Source organism: Micromonospora sp. WMMA1923 (assembly GCF_049179195.1).
Classification (GTDB): Bacteria; Actinomycetota; Actinomycetes; order Mycobacteriales; family Micromonosporaceae; genus Micromonospora; species Micromonospora yangpuensis.
The window spans coordinates 3891456-3915470 of sequence record NZ_JBMHLZ010000001.1; the positions used below are offsets into that span (position 1 = coordinate 3891456).

23 protein-coding genes and 1 other RNA gene are annotated in these 24015 nt (G+C 67.2%); 12 read left to right on the plus strand and 12 right to left on the minus strand.

Going from position 1 to position 24015, the window contains the following annotated elements:
• Nucleotides 1-117 precede the first annotated feature (117 nt).
• The 7 genes from ACN28G_RS17405 to ACN28G_RS17435 all read left to right on the plus strand — a co-directional run bounded on the left by ACN28G_RS17405 (nt 118) and on the right by ACN28G_RS17435 (nt 3610).
• Nucleotides 118-366, plus strand: a complete 249-nt coding sequence (locus ACN28G_RS17405; protein ID WP_091441562.1) for a GntR family transcriptional regulator — start codon at nt 118-120, stop codon at nt 364-366.
• A gap of 4 nt (nt 367-370) precedes the next feature.
• Entirely contained in the window at nt 371-577 is a 207-nt protein-coding gene (locus tag ACN28G_RS17410; RefSeq protein ID WP_421479719.1) for a helix-turn-helix transcriptional regulator, read from the plus strand.
• Between the two features lie 192 nt (nt 578-769).
• Nucleotides 770-910, plus strand: coding sequence for a hypothetical protein (locus ACN28G_RS17415; protein WP_421479720.1), 141 nt, complete (start codon nt 770-772; stop codon nt 908-910).
• A gap of 132 nt (nt 911-1042) precedes the next feature.
• Nucleotides 1043-1471, plus strand: coding sequence for a cold shock domain-containing protein (locus ACN28G_RS17420; RefSeq protein WP_229688220.1), 429 nt, complete (start codon nt 1043-1045; stop codon nt 1469-1471).
• A gap of 107 nt (nt 1472-1578) precedes the next feature.
• Complete coding sequence (locus ACN28G_RS17425; RefSeq protein ID WP_421479722.1) at nt 1579-1989, plus strand: hypothetical protein; 411 nt, start codon at nt 1579-1581, stop codon at nt 1987-1989.
• A gap of 174 nt (nt 1990-2163) precedes the next feature.
• Nucleotides 2164-2517, plus strand: a complete 354-nt coding sequence (locus ACN28G_RS17430) for a hypothetical protein (RefSeq protein ID WP_421479724.1) — start codon at nt 2164-2166, stop codon at nt 2515-2517.
• A 241-nt stretch (nt 2518-2758) separates the two neighbouring features.
• Nucleotides 2759-3610 (plus strand): hypothetical protein, encoded by an 852-nt coding sequence (locus ACN28G_RS17435; RefSeq protein WP_421479726.1) that lies wholly within the window; start codon nt 2759-2761, stop codon nt 3608-3610.
• Nucleotides 3611-3855: 245 nt separating this feature from the next.
• Here the strand turns inward: ACN28G_RS17435 and ACN28G_RS17440 are convergent, their stop codons facing one another.
• From ACN28G_RS17440 to ACN28G_RS17450, 3 genes are all read right to left on the minus strand, one after another.
• Nucleotides 3856-4134, minus strand: a complete 279-nt coding sequence (locus tag ACN28G_RS17440) for a hypothetical protein (RefSeq protein ID WP_139135732.1) — start codon at nt 4132-4134, stop codon at nt 3856-3858.
• Nucleotides 4135-4596: 462 nt separating this feature from the next.
• Nucleotides 4597-5805 carry a tyrosine-type recombinase/integrase gene (locus tag ACN28G_RS17445; protein WP_421479728.1) on the minus strand — a complete coding sequence of 403 codons (1209 nt, stop codon included), beginning with the start codon at nt 5803-5805 and terminating at the stop codon, nt 4597-4599.
• Nucleotides 5805-7748, minus strand: a complete 1944-nt coding sequence (locus ACN28G_RS17450; protein WP_373868325.1) for a replication initiator — start codon at nt 7746-7748, stop codon at nt 5805-5807. The genes ACN28G_RS17445 and ACN28G_RS17450 overlap by 1 nt, the downstream gene beginning before the upstream one ends.
• A gap of 10 nt (nt 7749-7758) precedes the next feature.
• Here ACN28G_RS17450 and ACN28G_RS17455 point away from each other — a divergent pair, with 10 nt between their 5' ends.
• Nucleotides 7759-8202, plus strand: coding sequence for a hypothetical protein (locus ACN28G_RS17455; protein WP_091441584.1), 444 nt, complete (start codon nt 7759-7761; stop codon nt 8200-8202).
• A 26-nt stretch (nt 8203-8228) separates the two neighbouring features.
• Here ACN28G_RS17455 and ACN28G_RS17460 read toward each other — a convergent pair whose 3' ends face one another.
• On the minus strand, nt 8229-9986 hold the full coding sequence (locus ACN28G_RS17460; RefSeq protein ID WP_421479729.1) for a DUF2637 domain-containing protein: 1758 nt from the start codon (nt 9984-9986) through the stop codon (nt 8229-8231).
• A 142-nt stretch (nt 9987-10128) separates the two neighbouring features.
• On the opposite strand from ACN28G_RS17460, the gene ACN28G_RS17465 reads away from it, so the two are divergent.
• Nucleotides 10129-10818: an HAD family hydrolase gene (locus tag ACN28G_RS17465; protein WP_091441586.1), complete on the plus strand. Its 690-nt coding sequence runs from the start codon at nt 10129-10131 to the stop codon at nt 10816-10818.
• A gap of 58 nt (nt 10819-10876) precedes the next feature.
• Here ACN28G_RS17465 and ACN28G_RS17470 read toward each other — a convergent pair whose 3' ends face one another.
• The 4 genes from ACN28G_RS17470 to ACN28G_RS17485 all read right to left on the minus strand — a co-directional run bounded on the left by ACN28G_RS17470 (nt 10877) and on the right by ACN28G_RS17485 (nt 15714).
• Nucleotides 10877-11581, minus strand: a complete 705-nt coding sequence (locus ACN28G_RS17470; RefSeq protein WP_373868315.1) for a Shedu anti-phage system protein SduA domain-containing protein — start codon at nt 11579-11581, stop codon at nt 10877-10879.
• Between the two features lie 418 nt (nt 11582-11999).
• Nucleotides 12000-13673: a DUF6119 family protein gene (locus ACN28G_RS17475; protein WP_175440614.1), complete on the minus strand. Its 1674-nt coding sequence runs from the start codon at nt 13671-13673 to the stop codon at nt 12000-12002.
• 732 nt (nt 13674-14405) lie between these two features.
• Nucleotides 14406-14824, minus strand: an RNA gene (gene rnpB / locus ACN28G_RS17480) — RNase P RNA component class A.
• 80 nt (nt 14825-14904) lie between these two features.
• On the minus strand, nt 14905-15714 hold the full coding sequence (locus tag ACN28G_RS17485; RefSeq protein WP_091441589.1) for an SDR family NAD(P)-dependent oxidoreductase: 810 nt from the start codon (nt 15712-15714) through the stop codon (nt 14905-14907).
• A gap of 124 nt (nt 15715-15838) precedes the next feature.
• Between ACN28G_RS17485 and ACN28G_RS17490 the strand changes: the two genes are divergently transcribed.
• From ACN28G_RS17490 to ACN28G_RS17500, 3 genes are read left to right on the plus strand one after another with little or no spacing between them, the layout of a single operon-like run.
• Nucleotides 15839-16435, plus strand: a complete 597-nt coding sequence (locus ACN28G_RS17490; RefSeq protein ID WP_091441592.1) for a TetR family transcriptional regulator — start codon at nt 15839-15841, stop codon at nt 16433-16435.
• Nucleotides 16436-16491: 56 nt separating this feature from the next.
• Complete coding sequence (locus tag ACN28G_RS17495) at nt 16492-17382, plus strand: septum formation family protein (protein WP_091441594.1); 891 nt, start codon at nt 16492-16494, stop codon at nt 17380-17382.
• A gap of 29 nt (nt 17383-17411) precedes the next feature.
• Nucleotides 17412-18191 carry a sulfite exporter TauE/SafE family protein gene (locus ACN28G_RS17500; RefSeq protein WP_091441596.1) on the plus strand — a complete coding sequence of 260 codons (780 nt, stop codon included), beginning with the start codon at nt 17412-17414 and terminating at the stop codon, nt 18189-18191.
• Here ACN28G_RS17500 and mctP read toward each other — a convergent pair.
• The 4 genes from mctP to ACN28G_RS17520 all read right to left on the minus strand — a co-directional run bounded on the left by mctP (nt 18164) and on the right by ACN28G_RS17520 (nt 23828).
• Nucleotides 18164-19915 (minus strand): monocarboxylate uptake permease MctP, encoded by a 1752-nt coding sequence (gene mctP, locus ACN28G_RS17505; RefSeq protein ID WP_373868316.1) that lies wholly within the window; start codon nt 19913-19915, stop codon nt 18164-18166. The genes ACN28G_RS17500 and mctP overlap by 28 nt on opposite strands.
• The gene (locus ACN28G_RS17510) at nt 19915-20166 is read right to left on the minus strand and encodes a DUF3311 domain-containing protein (RefSeq protein ID WP_091441598.1); all 252 of its coding nucleotides are present in this window, start codon (nt 20164-20166) and stop codon (nt 19915-19917) included. The genes mctP and ACN28G_RS17510 overlap by 1 nt, the downstream gene beginning before the upstream one ends.
• A 308-nt stretch (nt 20167-20474) precedes the next feature.
• Nucleotides 20475-21128 carry a hypothetical protein gene (locus tag ACN28G_RS17515; protein ID WP_421479734.1) on the minus strand — a complete coding sequence of 218 codons (654 nt, stop codon included), beginning with the start codon at nt 21126-21128 and terminating at the stop codon, nt 20475-20477.
• A gap of 144 nt (nt 21129-21272) precedes the next feature.
• Complete coding sequence (locus ACN28G_RS17520; RefSeq protein WP_421479735.1) at nt 21273-23828, minus strand: M14 family zinc carboxypeptidase; 2556 nt, start codon at nt 23826-23828, stop codon at nt 21273-21275.
• Nucleotides 23829-24015: the final 187 nt, after the last annotated feature.

Here is a 24015-nt window from a genome sequence, read left to right on the forward strand (position 1 = left end):
CCATAGGGGCACATTTCTTCAAGTCTTCACTGTCGTCACCTGCCCGGCCCGCTGGCTTGTCCGACGCGGTCGCCACCTGGAAGCATGATCGTTGCTGAAGTCCAGGAGAGCTGACCCATGGCAACCAGGCCGCCGCACTACCGACGCGTCGCCGACGACATCGAGGGCAAGATCCGATCGGGTGAGTACCCGAGCGGGCACCAACTGCCCTCGGTCTCCGAGATCGGCGAGATCTACCACGTCGCCCGCTCCACCGCGTACCGCGCGGTCAAGGAGCTGCACGAACGCAACCTCGTCTACGGCCAACAGGGCCAGGGCGTCTTCGTCATCGAAGACCTCGACGACGCTCGCCCCCAACAGGACTGAACGAGTGCGTGAACCCCTGATGGGTGCATACGAGATCGCGCAGCGACTGGGTGTCTCGCGTCAGCGCTTTCAGCAGCTCACCCGCTACCCGAGCTTCCCCGAGCCGTACGCGGTGCTGCGGGGCGGCAAGGTGTGGCGTACCGAGGACATCGAGCAGTGGATCCGTGACCACCGGCAACCGGGACCGGCCGACGGCGACGAGCAGCACTGAGCATCACCGGCAGGGGCAGACTGAGCGCCACCGGCCGGGGCAGACTGGGCACCATGGATGTCCACCTTGAGCCCTGGTCGGAGTCCGCGCTCGATCTGCTGCGGCAGATCAACACCCCGCAGATGCGCCGGCACGTCGGCGGACGGCCGCATCGACCACGGCACGCCCATCGAGATCCGGCAGGGCGTCGAGATGGGGCGGCCCTCGACGATGCTGGCGACCGACTGGGGCCACGGGGACCGGATCGACGCCGTGAAGGTGGCCGGGGCGGCGGTCGTCGTCGGACGCGGCGAGTTTCTCATCACCGGCGCCGAGGTGACCGCCACCGCGTGAGATGGGGGCCGGCCGCGCGGTCACGTCGTACCGTGGTCCGATGGCGGCGGGATGTCGCCCAGCGCCGGGACGGTACCGGCCGGCGCGTGTTGTTCGTGGTGGTGGCGGTTTGTCGGGAAACAGGTGGTTGCTGTGGCGTTGGTAGGTAAGGTCATCCGCTTCGACGAGGTACGCGGCTACGGGTTCATCGCCCCGTCGGCCGGGGGCGAGGACGTGTTCGTCCACGCCAACGACTTCGGCGAACGGCGGCACGAGGTCCACCCGGGCACGAGGGTGGAGTACGAGGTCGAGGAGGGTGACCGTGGCCTCAAGGTGGCCACCGTCAGCATCCTCGACGGACCGACGACCCGGGTGGAACGTCCCGCCGGTGAGTGGGCACCCGCGCGGGCCGCCCCAGGCGACGACGACGGCCTCTGCGACGTGCTCTCCTCGCGGGAGTTCATGACCGAGGTGACCGAGTTGCTCATCGAGCGGGCCCCGACGTTGACCGCCGGGCAGATCTCGACCATCCGGCAGGCGTTGACCGAGCGGGCCCGCGCCCACGGCTGGGTCGAGGCCTGAGGCCGATGGCCCACTTCACAGAAGCTGGTCGAACCTGAACGGCCCGTCGCCCGTCAAGCAGGTGACACCACCCGGGTACGCCGCCGTCGACCTGACTGGAAGAAAATATGTCTACATTCACCCCCGAGAACCTTGCTAAACGCCTGGGCGAGAAGCAGGCGGAAAACTACGCCGCACTCAAACCAGTGGACCGCTTGTCGGTACTGAATGATGACGATGTCAAACGCCATCTGGCGCTGACGGAGACCGCCCTCGCGAATTGGAAGAACGCCGACGAGCAGAACATTTCCTCAACTGAAGACGCCTATGACAGAGCTGGTAGGAAACTCGACAGGCACGTGTTCTTGGCGATAGCCACATTAGAACTGCGGGCGAGGCAGGCGGAGATCACCCAGACCCGGCAGGCGGAGATCGCCCAGGCGCGGCACCCAGGCTATCAGGAATCGACCAACAGCAGCGCAGCCCAGCCCGCCCACCCGGGCCCGCCCGCACTCCCCTCCAGCCAACCAAAGCGATAACCCCGCCGGCACAGTCGTCGGTTACGACGACTACGCGGTGCCCCGGGGAGCTGCCGTCACAGCGGCTCCGCCACCCCCAGGGACCGCAGCCGGTCAAGCAGGAGAACTCACCGAGTACGCCACTTCGGTACGCACTACCTCGGAGTGGACGCCGAGAGACGAGCAGGAGCGCAGATGCCACAGAAGAAAGTCAACGTGGCCAACCTCAAAGCCTTCCTCAGCGAGAACGTTGGCCCTCAATTCGATGAGCTCGAACCTGACGAGCAGAAAGGAGTCCTGAAAGACACCGCCGTGATCAATAGCCTTTTGGACTGCATGAAGCCCGGCACAAGCTTGGCAGACGCAGACCAACGAGAGTTGAACCGGCATGTGGGCCTGGCAATCGGCAAAATAAGCCTGGAGAACCGACGCGCCGCAGCCGCCCAATCACGGCATCCGACCTATGAAGATTCAGGTTCCAGCACACAGGACCAGAAACCGCACTCGACGCCCTCCTCCTCACAGTCCCACCGACCCGGTAGAGGGTGATCACAAAGCTTCGTCCGCCCTCGACCCGCTGCGGTCGATCAACACCCCGCCGGTGCGCCGGCACGTCGGCAGAGCCGAGCCCGCCGACGACCGCACCCGTGCCGTCCGACTCCCACCGGCCAGGTTGTGCCTCATCTCACAAAGTTCGATCGAACCTGACAGGGCCGCCGCTCGTCGAGCCCCTGAACGGCGAATCCCGCGAGATGTACGCCGCACCATCGACGCCGACCAGGGAGCACGCATGCCGCAGGAAGAATCACCAGGAATTGCCGACATCCTACCTCTTCTGAACGACAACCAGTACGCCAGATGGCAGAAGCTCTCCGTCAACGAGCAACTCGCGGTGATTTCCGACGCCGAGGTCCAAACTCGCCTGAAGTCCGCCATGACCACAGCGAAAACTGCCGACGAGGCGCCGGGCAGGTCAGCCGGGAGGGATACCGAGGGGGCCGAGACCAAACGAGACTTTTCCAAGGTGAAGCTCAACCTGCAGGTAGGTCGGACCATCGACCAGATCAGGAACAACAGCCAGTTGGCGGAAGTGGCGCAGTTGCGGCATCCCAGCCACCAGGACCCGGGACAGGGCACCGGCAACCTGGGCAGCGACCAGATGGAGGCGCGCAGATCAACAAGCGAAGACATCTCCCTCGTGAGAGCAGGAGCAGAAAAGCCGCAGCAGTCGGAATTCACCCCTGATGACCTCGAAGAAAGACTGTCCACGAAGCACCACATGAAGTGGTTTCAGCTTTCCGACAGCGAACAGGTCCGAGTATTCAAGGACAGTGACGTACAGAAGCATCTTGGGTCCACCTGCGAGGCAGAAAGGAAGCTGGAGTTCGCGAGGAAGCACTACTCCAGGGAGGAAATCGACAGGCACGAGGCCACCGTCGCCCTATTCACGACCCGCCTGAACAGGTGTGCGGGCCTGGCAATCGCTGAGATCAACATAAGCGAACAGAAGAGCGAGTGGGCGGAAATGGCACAGTTGCGGCATTCCAGCCATCAGAGCACGGCACAGGCCACCCCCACCTACAGTCAGGTTGCTGCGCGCGGCCTACCCGCTCAGTCGCCGGCCGGCCCACCCAAGAGGTGACTGTCCCGCAACTCGCCAGGCACCGATCAAGCTCAAGGTGAAACCGCGCCGCCGGCCAGATCTGGCCGGGTGGGACCTCTTCCGGGAGCTACTGACCACCGCTCTCGACTGGATCGGGTGCAGCTGGTGGGCGACGGACGAGTCGACCTGTACGCCGGATTATGAAGTTGACTCACGCCCTGAGCAGGCATTCTGTTCACCAAGTGCCCACTCAGGGCGTCGCCAGGGCGTCAGGGCTTTGAGGGTCACGTTGGGCTGGGATCCACACACCACTTGGACCACTCGGGGTCGATCTTGCGAGCGAGCGACACTCCAAGAGCACCGTACAAACTGGTGATCGTCCTCTTGGCACGGTCGAGTGACTCAGGATTATCAAGATCCAACGCCCGAGTAAGCCGCTCGATCTCTATGAAGCGTGCATGGGCTTCACGCACCAAGACCGACTTGGACAGCACGAGCTCTTCATCGTCAGGGTCGCGGTTGAATACCCATCCCGACCAGAACTTCCACTGCCGGTCGACCATAGGACCATCCCTAACAAACGAAACGGCCTCTTGTGACTCTTTAATGTGCCGCATCATCCTGTGGCAAACAGGACAAAGAGGAACTAGGTTCTCCGGAAGAACCGACCCTCCACGCTCATGCGCGCGCAGGTGCGCCTTCTCCAGCCAACCACTTGCCGAGTTCCAGCGACTACTTAAGCTGGATCCCAGCGAGACGCGTGGCGCTGGCCATGCACACCTGAAACAGAAGGGGTCAGCCCAATTCCCCTCCTTACCCGGGATGCCCGGGAAGACGCTCCTCCAGCGGTCCTCGGTCATCCAGTACTCAACGATCCGGTACAGGCTCGGCGTACCACTACGCGAACGACCCACAACTCATCCTCTCCAGCCACAGGGGCTCTCCAGGGCGGGATGCTACTGAGGGTCACTGACAAACTCGGCGGCTCTGAACGGGTCTCAAAGACGAAAGCGCAGCTCATCGAGTCAAGACCTTTCTACGACCCCCTGCTGGAAGGTGGCATCGATGAACCGGCGAGTCCGTTCCTCGCTGGCCGGCATCAGGTGGGTGTAGACGCGGAGGGTGAAGCCGGGGTCGGCGTGGCCGAGGTACGACGCCAGGGCCTTGATGCTCTCCCCCGCGTCGAGCAGCGACGAGGCGTAGAAGTGGCGGAGCGCGTGCATCCCGGTCGCCCTGGTCGGCACGATGCCGGCCGCCACGACAGCCGGTCGCCAGCTCTTGCCGTCGAAGGTGCGCCGGTTGATCGCGCCGCGCCGGGTGGTGGTGAACAGCAGCGGCACCGTGACCCGTTCATCGCTGGCCGGGTTCTCCCATAGCAGGGTGAGTGACGTCGGGGCGAAGTCGTCGACGTGCTGCCGCAGCACCAGGGCGACGGAGTCGGGCAGCGGCACCCGGCGGTCCCGGTCATTCTTGGGCAACCCGAAGACCAGCCGGGAGCGGACGAGCTTGACCTGACGCGAGACGTGCACCCAACCGGCGTCGAAGTCGATGTCGTCAACGCCGAGCCCAAGGATCTCCCCCTGCCGCAGCCCGCACCCGGCGCCGAGGTCGACCATGGGTCGGTATCGCTGGGCGAGGCCACCGCGGATTGCCGAAACCTGGTCGTACCGCCACGGCACCACCCGGCGCTGAACAGGTCGCGGTGGCTTGACCGACTTTGCCGAACACGGGTTCTTCACGATCCGTTCGTCGTCGACGGCCGCGCCGAGAATGGTCCGCAGGTGCGCGAAGACGACGGACCGAGTCGACGGGGCCAGTCTGCCGACCATCGCAGCGTCCCACTCCCGGATGTGGCCCGGCTTGATCGAGGCCAGTTGCCGAGAGCCGAAGAACGGGAGCAGGTGCTTGCGTACCCGAAACTCCGTGGTCTCCCGGGTCGACTCGTCGAAGGAGCGGGTGCGGAGCCAGGTTTCGGCGTACTCCATGAAGGTCATCCGGCCGGCGAGCGGGTCGACGTAGGAGCCCCGGAGCTTGTCCGTCTCGGTCGAGACGAGGAACGCCTCAGCGTCCCGCTTGGCCCGGTCCGGGAAGGACTTCTTGCGCTCCTTGCCGTCCGGCCCGATGTACCGCACCCGGTAGCGCAGCCCCTTGCCGAACAGATCCGTCTTGACCCGCTCCCGTCGCCCGCCCGGATGGTGTTGGGTCTTGTACCAGCGGTCTTCCACGTGTCCCATCAGGCCGCCGCCTGCTCCCGGAACCAGGCCCGGACCGCTTCCGGCTCGTACCGCAAGTGCCGACCGATGCGAGCCGCCGGCGGACCGTACTTGACCTTGCGCCAGCGGTAGAGCGTTTCCTGCGGCACCCGGAGGTAGTCCGCCACGTCGCCGATCGTCCAGAGCCCTTGGTGCGTCGTCATAGCCCCTCCCCCGTCCTGCCGTCCGTCCCCGTTGTCGTCGCGTCGTCGGGCGTCTCTTGGGCGGCCCGGTCCTTGGGCGAGGAGTTCGGTTCGCCAGCGGGCGCGTTCGCTGATCGAGCGCATGAGCCGGTGGGCGAGAGGTCCCACGTCGGGGTCGTCGGGTCGGGCGAGTTCCCAGGCGTGGCGGACGGGTTCGGTGGTGGCGCCCTGGTCGTCGGCGAGGGTTCCGGCGGTGGTGCTGTCGGTGGTGACGCCGAGCAGGGCGCGGACCCAGGCGCGTACGTCGTGTTTGTGGTCGGAGAGGGTCTTGCCGGACCAGTCGCGGGAGATGAGGACGCGCCGGCCGCCGATGCCGAGGGTGTCGCGCTGGTGGACTTTGCCCTTGCACCGGCCGGGCTTGAGTTTGGCGTTGGCCTTGCGGGGTTGGACGCCGTAGAGCAGCCAGTTGGCGCAGCGGTCGGTGCAGGGGGTGACCCGGAGTTGGTGCCACAGCCGGTCGAGGTGCTTGCGTTGCCGGTCGGTGGCCGCCTTGTGGACGTCGCCGGTGTGTTTGGTGATGTATTTCGTGACGTACCGGATGGTGCGTTCGGCGTCGGTGGTGCCGGGCATGACGCCGCGTGCGTCGACCTGGGTGCCGAAGCGGACCACGTGGACGGGTTCGGGGTCGGGGTCGTCGTCGATGGCGTCGAGGGCTTCGGTCCACGTGGTCAGCGGCTGTCGGGTGTCGGGGTCGACCCACGCCGAGATTCCCTCGTCCCAGACCGGCGGGCGATCGGCGGTGTACCGCTGGACGTCAACGGCGGGCCACCACACCTGATGGTAGGTGGCCGCCGCGACAGTGCGGAGGGTGTCCCGGGGGATGGTGCCCCGGATGGCGAAGTGGGCGTGTGGGGCGAGCCGGCGTTGGGGTTCGACGCAGCCGGCGTACTGGACGTTCCAGCCCTCGCAGCGGCGCAGGTTCTGCCAGAACCGGTCTAGGAGCCGGGGGAAGTGCACGGCGTCCCAGGCGGCGCGGCGGTAGTCGTACCGGTCGGGGTTGACCGGGGTGCCGTCGGGGCGGACCGGGCCGTAGGAGTCGAGGGTGAGGGTCAGCCACATCGAGGGTCGGAAGGTGGAGCCGTCGGCGGCGGTGTAGGTCTTGCCGACGGTGCGCCGTTCGACCTTGCGCCGGGGCAGCTCGGGTGCGTCCTGCCGGCGTTTGGTGGACCGCTTGCGGCGGGGGCCGGGGTCGTCGTCGCCCTGGTCGTCGTCGGCGGTGGCGTGAGGTGGTCCGACTCGGCCGCGTAGGCCCTCGGCGGCGATGGCTTCCTCTACCTCGCGGATGGCGTCGTCGAGGTCGGCGAGCTGGTCCCACTGGGCGGCGCGGTCGGCTTCGTCGCGGGCGAACTCCAGGTGCGCGCGGAAGAGGATCAACGACTTCTGTGCGTCCGTGGCGGGGTCGGGGGCGGGTAGGGGTTCGTCGTCGCGGTGCCAGCCTTCCCGGATCTGGGCTTGGCGCAGCCGGCGGTTCTTCTTGGCGCACGGCGGGCACTTGTCTTCCCGGGTCGCGCCGCAGGGCAGGTCGATGACCTCGGTCAGGCCGGTGGCGAGATCGGTGCGGCGCATGGCGAGCGGGCGAACGCAGACGCCGTACTCAGCGGCGATCTCTTTGAGGACGTCGACGGAGCGTGGGAGTGCCATGCGGGCCGCCCGTGACCCCGGCCGGGGAGGGTCAGCCGGGGTCGGGGCGGGTTCGAGGCCGGGCAGGGTCGCAGCGGTCAGGGTCGAGGCCATGCGCCTCCCCGAGATCCGTTCGGGCCAACAGTGGTGGGATGCTTCGTCCGTGGAGTCGCGTGCCTGGCGGTACAGGTTCGATGAGGTCCCGTGGCACGACATCGATGACTGGTTCCGGCATCTCGCGCAGCGACACCCCACCTTCCAGCACATGGCGGCGGTGGTGGAGAGCGTTCTTTCCTGCGACGGTCCCGTCCGCCTCGCCGCCCTCACCTCCATGCACGACCTGGTCGTGACTCCTCGACCGGCACCCGATCAACCGCCGATCGAAGTGGTGATCGTTCGGTCGCCCTCGTCCGGACGGGTCGAACCGGGCCAAGTTCTGATCGAGTACCGCAGTACCTCCGGGCACGACGACACGGTCACTGGCCCCTCGGAGGAGGCAGTACCGCTGTTCTGGCGCTTCATGACTGAGAAGTTCGACGTTGCGCAAGGCCCGTAGAGCTACGGCGCCCCGCCCACCCAGCCTCATCGGATGATCCCGACGACGTGGGGCCGGTTGGGCTGAATCACACCGCGCGGGGGCAGCACCGCAGCCGGGGCCGGGACGGTGGCCGGGACCGGTGCCAGGACGGCAGGCGAGGTCGGGCGGTGGTCCGGTTCCGGTTCGGTGGTGACCTGCTCCGGTGCCTCACGCAGGTCCACCGAGGGCCGAGCCGAAGCCGGGGCGGGAATCGGTGCCGGCGGTGGGGTGGCAGGGGCGTTGGAGAGGACGACCTTCACCAGGGCGAGGAAGGCCAGGGAGGGTACGGCGGCGACGATCCAGCCCCACACGGACGGTTCGGCTTCGGCGACCTGCGCGGCGAGGGAGAGCAACGCGAACGCGACCAGGAGCGAGGCGACCAGGCCGACCGGACGGCCGGCGCGTCGACGGGCGCGTAGTTCGAGGCCGAGGTAGATGGTCATGAGTTCGACGGCTACGGCGTTGGCCCAGCCGATCCAGTGGGGTTGGCCGTGGGCTACGGACAGGTCGTGGACGTGGGTGAAGGCCGCGGCGCCGGCCATGGTGCCGATGGCGAGCAGGATCACCAGGCGTACAGCCGACTCGGTACGCTCGGTCATCACTGCGCCCCCTTCGGCTTCTCGCGGATGGTCAGGTCGATGCGGATGCGCCGGCCCTCCATGTCGGGGCGACGGTTGATGAGGTAGGCCAGGCCGTGCAGGGCGGCGGCGCTCTGGTCGGCCGGGCCGACGAGTCGGACGTACAGCGGGCGGCGGAGGCGGTTGGTCGAGCAGGTTGCGCAGCGCATCAGGCAGCAACGGCCCGGACGGCTTACGCGGCAGCGGAAGGCGGACCGGTTCGGCGGCGGTTTCCCGGCCGACCTGGGCGAGGATGTCCGCCGCGTCAGCCGGGGCCGGGCACCGCCGCGCCATGTCGCGGATGTCGTCATCGCTGACGTAGGAGAACCGGACCCGCATAGGGTCGGGGGTGCCGTCGAGGATCACGTACCCGACACCCTTCGCCCATCGGGGCATCTGATCCGCGAGAGCGCCCCGGTTGCGGGCACCGTCACCAAGGACCATGTCGACCTGGGACGCCTCGGTCAGCCCCAGCGCGATCCGGGTCGGGAACAGGTCCCGGAACGGCAACACCTCCTTACGTGGGTCCTGCAACGCCGCCACCACCAGCACCCCGACCCCGGCACCCTGCGACAGCAACAACCCCAGCGAGCCCGCGATGCGCTTACGGAGGTCGACGTCTTGCAGGTACGCCGTCAGTGCGGCCATCTCGTCGATGACGACCACGACCAGGGGGTCAACCTCGGTCGGCGTGTGCACCCGAACCGTGCCGGCCAATCGGGTCTGGCGCTCCCGCAGGACGGTCACGGCCTCGTCGAGCAGATCCGCCATGGCCTCGAAGGACTTGCAGGCGAACCGGGCGAACATCGGCCGACCGAGCGCGAACTCCATCCCGCCCTTCGGGTCGATCACCCAGAGCCGCATCAATCCGGAGGCGATCCCGTCGCCAAGGACCCGAACGAGCGACCACAGCACCGAGCCCTTCCCCGACCGGGTCGCCCCGCCCACCAGGACGTGAGTAGCGAGCAGGTGCAGCGACCAGGTACGCAGGTCTTCCCGCCGGGCCAGCGGCAGCGCGGTGAAGTCCGGCACCGCCGGCACCGGGAACGGCGGCACCAGCGTGCGCAGGGCATCGGTACGTACCAACGCCAGGTAGACCACCGTCGGCCGATCCCGGTACCGCACCCGGTCGACCAACCGCAGCACCCAGGCACCCCCCCCCGACCGGTACGGGTCGGAGCGTCGTCGGGACGTTCCGTGTAGACCCGGGCGTACCGCCGGCCGAAGGCGTAGGCCACCGCGCCTGGTTCGACAGCCTGTGGGGCACCATCGCCCGTGAGTACGCCTCGTGACCGCCGCCGACCTGGCGAAGGTGATCAACCGCGCCCGCGTGATCCTGCTCGACTTCGACGGCCCCGTGTGCAGCATCTTCTCCCAACACCCGGCGTCGACCGTCGCCCACGAGTTGCGCCGGCTGCTCGTCGACCAGGCGGTGACCCTGCCGCCCGAGATCCTGGCCGAACGCGACCCGCTCGCCGTGCTCCGCTTCACCGCCACCGTAGGGCGCCCCACCGTCGTCCGCCTGGTCGACAAGGCCCTGACCCACCAGGAAGTCACCGCGGCCCGCACCGCCGAACCCACCACGTACGGCCGGGAAGTCGTCGTCGCCGCTCACCAGACCGGCCGCAGGGTCGCCGTGGTGTCGAACAACTCGGCCGACTCGGTTCACGCCTACCTACACGCCCGTCGACTGATCGGATACGTGCACCCGGTCATCGGCCGACCCGAAGCCGCCCCCGAGCGGATGAAGCCGGACCCGTCCCCGGTGCTGGACGCTGTGCGGGAACTCCGTGCCGATCCAGCGGAATGCGTCCTGGTCGGGGATTCGGTCAGCGACATTGAGGCCGCCCACGCCGCCGGGGTCGCCGCCATCGGGTACGCCAACAAGCCCGGCAAGCGCGAACGGTTCGCCGCCGCAGATGCCGTCATCGACAGCATGGCCGAACTGGTGGCCGCCTTCGCTGTCGACGAGCTGTAGCACTTTCTAAACTGACAGAGCATTACAAACAATTCCATTTGGAAAAAGGGACCGCAGATTACAGAATGAAACGACCATTATCATGATCGAAGCCACATCGCGACCAGCCCGGACCCTGGACCGCCTCACCCCTGCCCAGGCGCACCCTCTCCGCTCTCGCGAGCCAGTCGTAGGATCGAATCATTAGATTCGGGCGAGAAAGAACCAGTTCCGATATGCGCTCATTGTCATCCAACGTGCGCTTATGTGCACGCCCAATAACTACCACACCGACCGCCGTAGTATCCAAATTTGGATAGGAGGATGAAAGGGAATCCCGACCTGTCCTCCTCAGCCAACCTCGCCACCTTTCAATCTGGTCGATACCCTCCCTCAGTTGCCCGGACGGCTCACCCCTACGCCTACCAGTGCCGCGATCCGGGTTGCCGATATTGAACAGATGAGTATCAGGACGTTGCAACTCAATTATGTACCAGGAAAGCCCTCCGCTGTTCAGGCGAGCCACCATAAAGTCAAGCTCGAATTCACGCGCAAACCAGGGGTGGGGCTTGACCCAACAACATCCTAGACCTAGGTCATCTGGAGCGACAAGATGCGGGTGAGAACCAAGAACGCGCTGCATTTCCAACTCACCCTTAGCCGCATTCAGGGTGCGGTTATAAAGCTCAAGCGGGCCGGAGTCTGTTCCTTGGTCGCAGACCCTTACAAAGCCGCTTCTCCGCAACGTTTGATCGTAGCCTCGAACAATTAAATCCCAATCCATTGCTGGCAGCTCTCCTAGCAAAGTAGAAGCTGTTACCGACGCGGCATCTTACAGCAGATACGACCACCGCGAGATAAGGCGAGCGAGCGGCACCGGTCAGGGTGCGGGCTGTCCTTCAAAGCCTCCACACCCCGACCGATCACGAAGGAGAGCGAGATGCCCAACTTTCCCCATAACCGTGCAGCGAGGAACGTGGCACCTCACGAAGGCCGAAAGCCACAGCCTCCGAGAGAGTACGAAGAAAGCACCGAGCGCTATGTGATACACCTTCCCTTCAACGCTTCAACGCTCGACGACGCCATGACTTTTGCGGCGCAGATTGCAGGCGTAATGGCGTTCGCACCCAGCGTTGAGCACACCGAAATTACTATCAGCTTGGAGGATGAGCAAAATCGACATTATCGAATAATCTGCGGCCTCAGAACAGCCGCAGGTTCTCGTTGCGATCGCCGCGAGGGCCACTTGCCCCCCTGCCTCCCCCTATAGCAGTACGAGGAGAGGGAATGCTGCCGGGCTTGATGAGGTCGATTTTGGCTAACGCAACACCCAGTCCAGCCCCATGGATAGCACGGACCGCAAGGTCGAGATTTACCTTACTGAAAAAGAACAGCGAATCAGCGATCCTTCCCGGCCTGTCCGTAGCTATTGCAAAGACGACCTTCCAGCTCTCAAAGTCTCCGACGCGAGGAACTCCCACCAATCGGCCAAGGTGCTGGAGGACGACACCCCGGTATTGCCTATTGTCCCTGAAGAGCCGCGCCGACACCGACCCCTGGGCAAAGAGATGCGAAAGAGTAGGCGACGATCGGTCCATCTTTTTTACACAAATCATTTCTTTACGCTTCGTCAGCAAATCACAGATTTCCACTTTTAGGTTCTTGCCACCTTTGGCGTAGAACAGTGACTTATCTAGCACGACATGATCGTTGCCCGCCAACGCCTCAAGGTTATATTCACCCTCATCCTCCGCCCCCGAAACCCAAGAACGAAGAGAAAGATCGCCAGTCAAATCAGGTATGCTCCGGACGCGTTCTTGCAGATTACTAAGGTGGTCTTTGTCAATACGGTACCAAGCGCCAGAGCAAGGCGCGTACACCTCCTCCCCCAACTCAATCTCAGTCACCACGTAAGGCATGAGCGAGGTCTTGACTGGCTTCTCAATTCCATCAAAATAGGCGTGCACTTGGAGAGACCTCATCGGGTCAGGAATCTCCCACCGCGACATAACCTCCAAGATGACGCTCCTGCTTAACTCACCTTGGACCTGAAGAGATTTCCTTCCCCATTTGAGAAGAAAACGGTCAGGGCTAGCCAAACGATCCGAGTCAGGGTTCATGAAATCTACTCCCTCGCCGCCAGAAAGAAGGAGTTCATCCACCTTCGCTTTAAGCTTCGAGTGGAGTTCACCTCTTGTCCGAGGGACGCGAGTGAAGTAGTCAAGGAAAGGGAACTTCTCCTTGTACTCCCGAGACTCATATGCTGCAACTACCTCATCGAGCTTCTGGGGCAACGACGTATAGCTGAACGATTTCATTGTGAGTCGCAGGGAGTCGCCACCTGCAATTCCGGTACCAATCTCTTCCGGCGGCTTGCCTTCCAGGTACCGCACAAGGTCAACCGTGGGTTCAATGCCAAGACGGTGCAGAGAGCCGGCCGACGGCATCGAAACCACTTGACTACGCCCCGACCCGGCAATCGCGCGCGTATCAACGCCTTTTAGCGCCTCAGCATCAATTACGTTCGCCGCCACCCTCAGGCCAAACCCAGCTTCAATTTTGCTTGAATCAACCGCGTGGCGACCAGTCCCATAGACAAGCAGGAATTTATGCCCATGACGCTTAACTTTGACCACCGCGCCCGTGCTTTGATTCTTAAGCCCTATTATCTCTTTAGCCTTTTGATTAAGCGCTATCAACATCAGGTCTTCCTGCCATTTCGGCACATTCACCTTAGAAGATTTTACGTGTAATCCGATTTCCAAGCCTTCGATCTCCCTGACCGCAACCTCTTTATAATCTTCATCGATTACAGCCCTCAAACCCCACTCACCCTCGTCAAGATCATCGCGAAGCTTGAACAGAACCAGATCCACTCTTCCCCCTAAAGACAAGGAACAGACCAGGTTATCGAACCAAGCGGAGCCGGAATATCCAGATAGCGGCCTTGACAACACAGTGCGGCATCTTCCGGATTTGACAGAGGAAGAGATTAGAATTCAGTCGGATTTGCGACGGGCCGTTGACGTGAGGTGAGCGCGTCAAGCGCACTCACCTCGCGAAGAGGATTCAGCCGGCAAGGTCAGCCAGGTGAGAGTTGCCGAATAGTTCTTTTGTAGATCAAGGCACCGCGCTCCGCGCGGTGCGGGGCGGCAAGCCCGGCCGGCGGTAAGCCGCCGACAGCCACCGGGACACCGCCCCATCAACCAGAGGGACCAGACCCGGCGAGGCCGTGACGGAAGCCGGCCGGTCGGACTGGTCGCGTGGTCGGGGCTTCCGGCTGCCGCACCAGTCCAACCCCGGGACTGGCTTGCCACTGGCTCATCCCATCGCGGCACGCAGCTCCACGGCCAGGACGTGCCCGGCCCTCCCCCGCAGCCACCGGCGCGCCCGCACACGGAACCCGCGCTGGCCCCGCAGAGACCCCACGACGGGAGCAGCACGGCCGACCCGAGGCTAGGCAACTGAGCCGGCGCTCAGGGCGTCTCCAGGGCGTGAGGGCGTCGTCAGGGCGTCAAAAGCCGGCCAATGTTGACCATGAACGACCATCGACGCCCGAACATAGAACCAGCTCAGAGCCTTGATCACGGCTCTGAGCTGGTGGGCGACGGACGAGTCGACCTGTACGCCGGATTCTGTGCGCGACGCGTACCCCTTGCGGGGTCCGCATCGGCGGCGGCCATCCATCTCGGCCTACCGTTGCCGGCAGGCTCCAGCGGCCTACCCGCAGACATCGGGCGGGCAGCCCTCAAGCGTCTGCGCCGGGTCGTCAGCTTGCGATGACGACCCTTGCTTGGCCTTGCTCCGGGTGGGGTTTACCGAGCCACCCCGGTCACCCGGGGTGCTGGTGGGCTCTTACCCCACCGTTTCACCCTTACCGTCCCCGTACGGGGTCGGCGGTCTGTTTTCTGTGGCACTGTCCCGCGGGTCGCCCCGGGTTGCCGTTAACAACCACCCTGCCCTGTGGAGTCCGGACGTTCCTCGGCGACGGGCCGGAGCCCGTCGACGCGACCGCCCGGTCGACTCGTCCGTCGCGTCCTCATCCTAACGACCGGCCGGGCCAGCTTATTGCGGCCCCGCCCCGGCGGGCGCTGAGGCCCGCCGCGCTCAGGTGGCCGGTACGGAGTTGCGCATCATGGTGCCGACGAGCACGGTGGCCTGGCGGCGGCTGAGCAGTCGGCCGAAGACGTCGGTGGCGATCCGGTTGGCCCAGCCGGCCACCACGCTTGGCGGCGGGTTGCGGCGGTCGAGGGCGGTCAGGGCGGTGCGGACCACCTTGGCGGGGGGCATCCGTCGGGTGCCGCCGTCGGCACCGGAGCCGGCGACGTCGAAGAACTCGGTCTCGGTGGCCCCGGGCAGCAGGGTCAGCACGCGCAGTCCGGTGTTGCGCGACTCGTACCAGAGGGCCTCGGTGAAGCTGAGGACGAACGCCTTGGTGGCGCCGTACACGGCCATGGTGGGGTCGGGTTGGTAGGCCGCCACGCTGGCCACGTTCACCAGGAAGCCGTCCCCGCGGCGGCGGAGGCGTTCGATGAAGGTGCGGCTGATCTCCACGACGCTGGTGACGTTGAGGGCGATCTCGGCGGCGAGGCGGTCCGGGGCCTCGGTGTGGAAGAGGCCGTGGGTGCCGAAGCCGGCGTTGTTCACGATGCTGGTGATCTCGATGCCCCGACTGTGCAGCTCCCGGTCGAGCAGGCCACCGATGTCGGGCGTGGTGAGGTCCAGGGCGAGGGCGGTGGCCTCGACCCGGTGTCGGGTGGCGAGTTCGGTGGCGAGGGCGGTGAGCCGGTCCTGGCGGCGGGCGACGAGCACGACGTTGGCACCCCGGGCGGCGAGTTGGCGGGCGAACTCGGCGCCGATGCCGGCGCTGGCGCCGGTGACGAGGACGGTCTGGTTGCGGTAGTCGATGGCGTTCATGGCGGGCCTTCCCCGAGCCGGGCGGTCGGTCACTGTCGAATGACACCGTACGACTTTCTGGCACTGAGTGTCAATGGGACACTTGGGGTCATGGTGGCTAGACTCGTCCGGAGGAGGCGAGAGCATGAGCAGTGAGGGCCTGTGGAGCCGCACCCGGCGTACGGCGATCGCGGAGATCACCGAGGTCGCGATGGAACTCTTCCTGACCAGGGGATTCGAGGCGACCACCTTCGACGACATCGCCGCCGCCTCGGGCGTCTCCCGGCGCTCGGTGCTGCGCTACTTCGGCACCAAGGAGGACATCGTCCTGGGCCGGTTGGCAGGTGAAGGCGCCCACGCCCGAGCCGTGCTGGCCGCGCGGCCCGACGACGAACCCCTCTGGACCGCGCTGCTGAACACGATGGTGACCCTCAACGAGGACTCCGGCGTCGACCAGGAACGGCTGCTCAAGGTCTCCGAGATGATGTACGGCACGCCGTCGCTGCGCGCCCGCAGCGTCGAGAAGCACCTGCGCTGGCAGACCGACCTGCTGCCCGAGGTCACCCGCCGGCTCGGCGGCGACCCCGACGACGACCTGACCGCCCTGCGGGCCGCCGCCGTCGTGGCCGGCGCGGTCGCCTGCCTGGACGCCGCTGGCGAGATGTGGACCCGACAGAAGGGTACGGTCCCCCTCCGCGACCTGCTGACCACCGCCTTCGACTCGCTGCGGGACGCCGCCTGAGGCGCACCGCCCGCGCGGCCTATGCTGTGCCGGCTGTCCGAACAGGATGAGGAACGATGCGACGTCGAATCGGTGGTACGGCACTCGGGCTGCTGGTGGGCGTACTCCTGACTGGTTGTGGTGCGGCGGACGGTGCCGCCGACGACGCGGTCCGGGCCGGCGCGGCGGCCGGGAGCCCCACCCCGGGTGACGCCGCGCCGTTCGTGCCGGAGGCGGGGGTCTGCCACCCGGAGGTGGAGACGATCGGCTACCGGGCGCTCTACACGGTGGTGGACTGCGCGAAGGTGCACAAGACCGAGACCGTGCACGTCGGGGCGTTCACCGGCGAGGATGCCGAGCGCCGGACCACCCCGGCGGTCGGCTCGGATCCGATGCGGGAGGCGTTCGACGCCTGCGACGCCAAGGTGCGGACGTTCGTGGGGGGCGACTGGCGGGACGGGTTGCTGACCGTGCAGGTGGTGGTGCCGGAGCCGAAGGAGTGGGAGGCCGGCAGCCGTTGGTACCGCTGCGACGTCTTCGCCCTGCCCGCGGTGGACGGCAACACCGCCCGGAAGAACCCGGACGACCGGCCGGTGGAGCGGGACGGGTCGCTGCGCGGGATCCTGACCAGGTCGTCGCCGCTGGCGCACGGCTGCTTCACCGGCGGCGAGGACGAGTGGCTGGCGCCGGTGTCGTGCAGCAAGCCGCACCGCTTCGAGTACGTCGGGGTCTGGACCGCGCCGGACGGACCGTACGAGCAGGCCGACCGCGACCCGGACGCCGTCCACGACCGCTGTGGCGCGGTCGTCGTCAAATACACCAGGGGTACGCCGAACGCGAAGCTCACCCGGGCATCCGGTACGACGTTCCGACTGCCCTCGCCACAGGCGTGGGAACGGGGTGACCGGGGCATCCGCTGCTTCCACTGGTCCGCCGACCGGGACCGGACCCGCTCCCTGAAGGGCTGACCGGGTCCGGCGTACTAGCCTTCCGGACCATGGATGTGCCCGACGCCGGACTGCTGCTCGACGGCCTGCTGCTGGTCGTGGCCGGGTTGGCGGCGGGGACCGTCAACGCGGTGGCCGGCGGCGGCTCGCTGCTGACGTTCCCGGCGTTGCTCGCGGTCGGGCTGCCGCCGGTGGCGGCGAACGTCAGCAACTCGGTGGCGGTCTGCCCCGGATACCTGGCGGCGGTGGCGGGCAGCCGGACAGATCTGCCGCCCCGGCGGGACTGGCTGCCGCTGCTGCCCACCGCGGTCGTCGGCACGCTGGGCGGGTGCCTGCTGCTGTTGGGTACGCCGGCTCGGGCGTTCGAGCTGGTCGTACCCTTTCTGGTGCTGGCGGCGACGGCGGTGCTGGCCTTCCAGGGGCCGTTGCGGCGGCTGGTCGGGCACCCCCGCGACCTGGGGCCGCGTCGCCGGACGGTGACGCTGCACCTGATGGTCGCGGTCGGCGCGGTGTACGGCGGGTACTTCGGCGCGGCGCTCGGGGTGATGCTGGTGGCCGGGCTGGCCCTGGTGCTGGACGCCACGATGGCCCGGGTGAGCGCGCTGAAGAACCTGCTCTCGGCGGTGATGGGGCTGACCACGATCACGGTCTTCGCGCTGTTCGGGCCGGTGAACTGGGCAGCCGTCGCGCTGGTCGCCCCGGCCACGCTGGTCGGTGGGTACGCGGGGGCGCGGTTGGCGCGACGGCTGCCGTCGGCGGTGCTCCGGGTCGTGATCGTGATCTTCGGTACGGCGATCGGCGGCTACCTGTTGTTCCGCGCGTTGCGCTGATCCTCCCCGGCCGCGGTGCGCGCCGCCGGCGGTGCCGGCGTGTCCGCCGTCGGCGGTGCTGTGCGCGGTGCTGGGGTGTTTGGAAGGGACCCTTCCTCTACAGAATCCGTTAACAGGGGGCCCTTCCTTACCTCCGACTCGGTGAAGTAGTCGTCGGGGAGGGTGTGGTCGCCGGTGTCGGTGCGGCCGGCGGCGCGTAGGGCCAGGGTGAGCAGGGCGGCCACGGCCAGGTTGACCCCGACGGCGACGATGCCCACGTAGATGGTCCGCCGGGTGTCGAGGCCGAAGTCGGCAAGCGGGAAGGCCGACCCGCCGAAGTGCCGGCGGCCGGTCGCCGCGTTGGGGATCTGGTAGAGCATCCACATGCCCAGGCCCATGCCGGCGGCCCAGCCGGCGATCAGCGCGCCCTTGTGGAACCAGCGGGTGTAGAGGCCCAGGGCCACCGCCGGCAGGGTCTGCAGGATGATCACGCCGCCGATGAGCTGCAGGTCGATGGAGAACTGCGGGTCGAGGAAGACGATGCAGGCCACTGCGCCGACCTTCACCACCAGCGAGGTGATCTTGGAGACGTTCGCCTCCTGGGCGGCGGTGGCGGCGGGGCGCAGGTACTCCTTGTAGATGTTGCGGGTGAACAGGTTCGCCGCCGCGATCGACATGATCGCCGCCGGGACCAGCGCGCCGATGCCGATGGCGGCGTAGGCCACCCCGGCGAACCAGTCCGGGAACTGCTGGTCGAACAGGACCGGTACCACGGTGTTGTTGTCCACGCTGCCCTCGGTGGCCCCGGGCAGCGGCGTCACCCCGGCCGCGATGGCCATGAACCCCAACAGCGCGATCAACCCCAACAGCAGCGAGTACGCCGGCAGCGCGGACATGTTCCGCTTGACCACGTCCCGGCTGCGGCTGGCCAGTACGCCGGTGATGCTGTGCGGGTAGAGGAAGAGGGCGAGCGCGGAGCCGAACGCCAGGGTGACGTACTGCAGCTGGTTGTCGGCGGTGAGCAGGATGCCGTCGTTGGGGTTCGGAGTCGCGGCGAACTTCGCGTCGGCCGCGTCGAAGATCGCACCCCACCCGCCGAGCTGGTACGGCAACCAGATCACCGCCACCAGGATCACGACGTAGATCAGGGTGTCCTTGACGAAGGCGATCAGCGCCGGGGCGCGCAACCCCGACTGGTACGTGTACGCGGCCAGAATGGCGAACGCGACGATGATCGGCAGGTGCCGGGCGAGGGTGCTCTCCCCGGTCACGCCCATCGTCTTGAGCACCGCCTCGATGCCGACGAGCTGCAACGCGATGTACGGCATGGTGGCGACGATGCCGGTGATCGCGATCAGCAGCGCCAGTACCGGCGAGTCGAACCGCTTACGGACGAAGTCGGCGGGGGTGACGAAGCCGTGCCGGTGCGAGACCGACCAGAGCCGACAGAGCACCAGGAAGACCAGCGGATACACCACGATGGTGTACGGCACGGCGAAGAACCCGGCCGCCCCCGCGCCGAACATCAGCGCCGGCACCGCCACGAAGGTGTACGCGGTGTAGAGGTCCCCGCCCACCAGGAACCAGGTGATCCAGCCGCCGAAGCTGCGCCCGCCCAGCCCCCACTCGTCGAGGTGCGCCATGTCCTTCGGCGCGCGCCACCGGGCGGCCACGAACCCCATCCCGCTGACCAGCCCGAACAGCGCCGTGAAGACGATGATCTCGGTGAGGTGTTCCCGCCACATCAGTTGTCACCCGGCTTACGGGTCATCCGGTAGACCAGCGAGGTGGTGCCGACCCCGAGCAGGATGAAGGCCAGTTGCAGCCAGTAGAAGCGGGGGAACCCGAACAGGCGCGGCTGGTCGGCGTTGAACAGCACCGGCAGCAGCGGAACCAGGATCGGGACGAAGAGCAGCCAGTTCCACCGGCTGTGGTCCCTGGCCCGGGATCGGCGGGCCGACCGGGTTCGGGGTTCCGGCTCCGGCGCTTCGGACATCTGACACTCCTCCGGTGGGTGGCGAATCGGACCGCCGGAGGCTACGACCGGGTGACCGCCGTCACGTTACATCGGAGGGTGATGGTGCGCTCAACGGAGCGCATTCTGCGCCGAACGGCATCCGTCGATCTCTACCCGGTCAGGCACGGGCCCGGGTGGCTGGCTTGCCGACCCGGGCCCGGCTGCGTCCCGTGCTTGTTTGGAAGGGGCCCTTCCTATACAGAAAGCGTTAAGAGGGGGCCCTTCCTTACCGGTGGGCGGGGCGGACGGCTACGCCGCTACCGGGTCCGCGCCCCCGCTGCCGACCATCACCGACTCGACCGGCTCTGCCTCGACCGGGCCGGCACCCCACCACTGGCGACAGGTGCGGTCCTGCTGGTGGGGGCGTTTTCCACCGGTGACGTCCCGGATCGCAGCGCCGCTGCCGCACTCGACTTCACCGTATGGCTGGCGGCCAGCTGATCCGCCCGCTCGTTGATGGACCGCTGCCTCACCTTCAACCTGTACATCGGAAGCGGCGTCTCGGTGACGCTCTCCGGACGAAGCGCGACCGCAGCCGCGTGCAGGACTTCGGTCAGATGTTTCAGCTGTGACTTCGCCACGTCCCGCACCACTGCGGCGGCCTGTGGTCTGTCCGCGGCCAGCCACTCCTTCTCACACTCCCGGAGGAACTTGATGGCCTCCACGTGGAAGACCGACGTCCGGGCCAACACCGCTACGGCTGCTCCTCGGTCCTCGACCAGGTCGATCTCCTCCAGGCGCGCCTTGGCCGCTCGTTGACTGTCGGCGGCCATTTCCACGTACCTGCCGGCGTTGTAGGCACTTGTCCGGTGATTCTCGGCCGCTGTGTAGCGGAGCTCACCGAAACGCCTGTTGAAGCCTTGCAGTGCCTCCCACGCGTAGGAGAGCTCCTCCTGCTCGAACTCCTCGAACAACGTGCCCGCCCGATCGATGTTCGGCATGTCCTGCCCTTCGCTCCTGGGGTCGCACCTGCACGACCGTCTGAGCCAACGACGACTCCCGCGTCCGCCAGTTCAACCCTGACCTGGGAAAACACGGTTCGCCGATCGGCGGTTACCCTCGGCGACCGGCCCCGGTCGGGCGCGTTACGACGTCCAGAGCAGGGCGCGGCCGAGCTGGGGCTGGAGGCCCTTGGGGTGCAGGCGGAACGTCGGGGACGTACCGATCAACACCACCGGGTTGCCGGCGGCGGCGAGCCCCCGGACGATGCTGGCCTGGCCGGCGGCGGCCGACCGGCCGATCCCGCCGTCCCGGGCCCACCAGCCGGCCAGCAGCGGATCGGCCGCGTACGACTGCTCCACCACCGCGTTGCCACCGAGGTTGGTGAACCAGACCGGCTGGCTGACGAACGAGTGCGGGATCGCGCTCGTGCTCACCGGGCCACCGTGGTTGACCACGTTGACCACCCCGCTGGCCAGGCTCGGGCCGGCGGTGGCGGTGGCCGACAGCAGACCGGTGTCGGTGCTGACCCGGGCCCCGGCGGTGCCCAGGCCGACCAGGCCGCCGCCGCGGGCCAGGAAGGCGTCCAGAGCGGTACGGTTCTCCGTGGTCAGGGTCGCCACGTTGAGGGTGCCGGCGACCAGCAGCACGTCCACCTCGGCGGTGAGCGTGCCGGCCAGCGTCGCGGCGGTCACCGGGCGGGCCTCGAAACCCAGCGCGCCGAGGGTGTCGCGGGCCTCGACGCCGCCGAGGTAGCCGACGACGACCTTGTCCAGCCGGGTGCCCCGCCAGCCCTTCGGCGCGGCACCGAAGGTGACCCCGTGGGCGCGTACCGCCTCCCGGGCGAGCTTGCGGTTGGCCGGGGTGCCGGGCACGACCACCGAGCCGTCGGCCAGGCGGTGCACGGCCACGCCCCGGTCGAGCAGCCAATTGACCACCCTGAGGTCGACCGCGTCGCGCAGGTCCAGCCGCAGGTCACCGTTGCCGCCGGGCAGGTCGCCGGTGGCGACGCCGTCGTACACCCGGTCCAGCTTGACGTTCGGCAACTTCTTGTCCCAGAGGGTGTCCACGGTGGCGCCCCAGGTCAGACCCTGACTCCAGGCCGCCGGCCCGGCGTACAGGTCGTCGACCCGGTCGGTGAGATCGATGCCCGGCTCCAGCAGCGAGTTGACCAGTCCGCGCTTGGGCTGGTGCAGGTCGACGACGTACGAGCCGGCCGGGTAGGACTTTCCATTGACCTTGAACGACTTCTTGGCCTGCCACACCCGGCCGCCACTACCGATCAGCAGGTCGACCAGGCGGGCCGCCGCCGGCTCCGAACGCTGGGCGGTGCCGACCGGGATCACGTACGCCCGGGGAAAGGTCGTGTTGTAGTTGTCCTCCGGGCCCCAGCCGGGCACGAACCCGTCGGGGATGTCGCGCAGCGGCTCACCCTGCCAGCCACGCCGGTACACCTCGGCCTGGTCGTGCAGCAGTTGGGCCCGGTTGTCCTGGATGTAGCGCAGCGAGGTACGGATCGCCACCTCGTGCACGTCGGTGTTGATCGCGGAACGGCGGACCCGCTCGGCCGGCGACAGGTTGCTGCCACGCGGGTTCAACGGGGCCTCGATGGTGTACGGGATGCTGCTCTGCAGCAGCGCGAACGACGGCACGTAGATCGGCGGGAAGTCGTCCCACACGCCCGGCTCGTCGTCGCGGAACGGGATCCGGGCCCGCTGGGTCTCGGCGTACCCGAGGTCGCGCAGATCGGACTCGATGGCCAGGGCGTTCGGCAGGGCATGCTTGATGAAAAGGTCGTACTCGTTGTTGACGTTGTGCGGCGGGGTGCTCGGGTGCAACAGCGTAGGGCTGACGTACCCGTGCAGGTCGAGGGTGATGATCGGCTTGCTGTCGATGGTCAGCTCGCGGATCAGGTTGGTCTCCGGCTGCGACACGTTGGTCAGGTCGCGGTTGAGGTCGTACCCGTTGCCGTTGGCCCGGGTGCCGGCGACCCGGCCGTCCGGGTTGGCGGTGACGTTGAAGACCAGCCGGTTGCGCTCCAACAGCCGTGCCACCTCGGGGCTGCGGTCGGTGGCCAGGTCTTCGATGACCCGCAGCGCGGCGTCGGTGCCCTCCCACTCGTTGCCGTGGATGTTGGCGTTGACGAAGAGCGGGGTCTTGTAGCCGGTGAGCAGCTTGCGGTCGCGTTGGGCCTTGACCGGTTCGTCCTCGATGAGCCGCTTCCAGGTCTCCTGCTGCTGGGCCTCCTTGCGGCTCTCCGGCGCGGTCACGGTGACCGCGTACAGGTCGTACCCGCCGGAGGACTTCCCGGCGACCCGGGCGGAGACCCGGTTGCTTGATCGCTGCAGGGCATTGAGCTTCGGGGCGATGTCGTCGTAGGCGACGGTGCCGATCGGCAGCGAGGCATCGGCCGGGTTGTCCGGCCAGACCGGCAGGACGTTCTGCTGCGGATAGCCGCGTACCGCGGAGACCTTGACCGGGCGCGGCGGGACCTCGGGCAACGCGGCGGTCGCCGCGGACGGCGCGGTCGCTGCGGACGGTGCGGTCGCTGCGGACGGTGCGGTCGCTGCGGACGGTGCGGTCGCTGCGGCCGGTGCGGTCGCTGCGGCCGGCGCGGCGGTCGCCGCGGGCGGGGCCAGGCCGAGGGTGGCGACCAGGACGGCACCCACCGCCGCCCCGGTCAGCCGCCGCAGCCGGGCCACCGTGGACGGCCTCGGGTCGGGTGTCGTCGACGGAAGCGGACCGGCCGTTGCCGAACTGGACGGATCCCTCCGACTGAACGAGGCCTGGCTGGATGAGATCGGGCCGGACGGATCCGGGCTGGACGGGGTCGGGCCGGACGGATTCGGGCTGGGCAACAAGGAGTGTTCTCCTGTCGGGGGCAGCGCG

Bases quoted from the DNA above. Each gene is read 5' to 3' on its own strand.
- ACN28G_RS17455 (WP_091441584.1), top strand. From the start codon at position 7,759: ATGCGCCTCCCCGAGATCCGTTCGGGCCAACAGTGGTGGGATGCTTCG.
- ACN28G_RS17510 (WP_091441598.1), bottom strand. From the start codon at position 20,166: ATGTCCGAAGCGCCGGAGCCGGAACCCCGAACCCGGTCGGCCCGCCGA.
- ACN28G_RS17430 (WP_421479724.1), top strand. From the start codon at position 2,164: ATGCCACAGAAGAAAGTCAACGTGGCCAACCTCAAAGCCTTCCTCAGC.
- mctP (WP_373868316.1), bottom strand. From the start codon at position 19,915: ATGTGGCGGGAACACCTCACCGAGATCATCGTCTTCACGGCGCTGTTC.
- ACN28G_RS17425 (WP_421479722.1), top strand. From the start codon at position 1,579: ATGTCTACATTCACCCCCGAGAACCTTGCTAAACGCCTGGGCGAGAAG.
- ACN28G_RS17500 (WP_091441596.1), top strand. From the start codon at position 17,412: ATGGATGTGCCCGACGCCGGACTGCTGCTCGACGGCCTGCTGCTGGTC.
- ACN28G_RS17445 (WP_421479728.1), bottom strand. From the start codon at position 5,805: ATGGGACACGTGGAAGACCGCTGGTACAAGACCCAACACCATCCGGGC.
- ACN28G_RS17470 (WP_373868315.1), bottom strand. From the start codon at position 11,581: ATGGATTGGGATTTAATTGTTCGAGGCTACGATCAAACGTTGCGGAGA.
- ACN28G_RS17515 (WP_421479734.1), bottom strand. From the start codon at position 21,128: ATGCCGAACATCGATCGGGCGGGCACGTTGTTCGAGGAGTTCGAGCAG.
- ACN28G_RS17405 (WP_091441562.1), top strand. From the start codon at position 118: ATGGCAACCAGGCCGCCGCACTACCGACGCGTCGCCGACGACATCGAG.
- ACN28G_RS17435 (WP_421479726.1), top strand. From the start codon at position 2,759: ATGCCGCAGGAAGAATCACCAGGAATTGCCGACATCCTACCTCTTCTG.
- ACN28G_RS17415 (WP_421479720.1), top strand. From the start codon at position 770: ATGGGGCGGCCCTCGACGATGCTGGCGACCGACTGGGGCCACGGGGAC.
- ACN28G_RS17490 (WP_091441592.1), top strand. From the start codon at position 15,839: ATGAGCAGTGAGGGCCTGTGGAGCCGCACCCGGCGTACGGCGATCGCG.
- ACN28G_RS17485 (WP_091441589.1), bottom strand. From the start codon at position 15,714: ATGAACGCCATCGACTACCGCAACCAGACCGTCCTCGTCACCGGCGCC.
- ACN28G_RS17495 (WP_091441594.1), top strand. From the start codon at position 16,492: ATGCGACGTCGAATCGGTGGTACGGCACTCGGGCTGCTGGTGGGCGTA.
- ACN28G_RS17440 (WP_139135732.1), bottom strand. From the start codon at position 4,134: ATGGTCGACCGGCAGTGGAAGTTCTGGTCGGGATGGGTATTCAACCGC.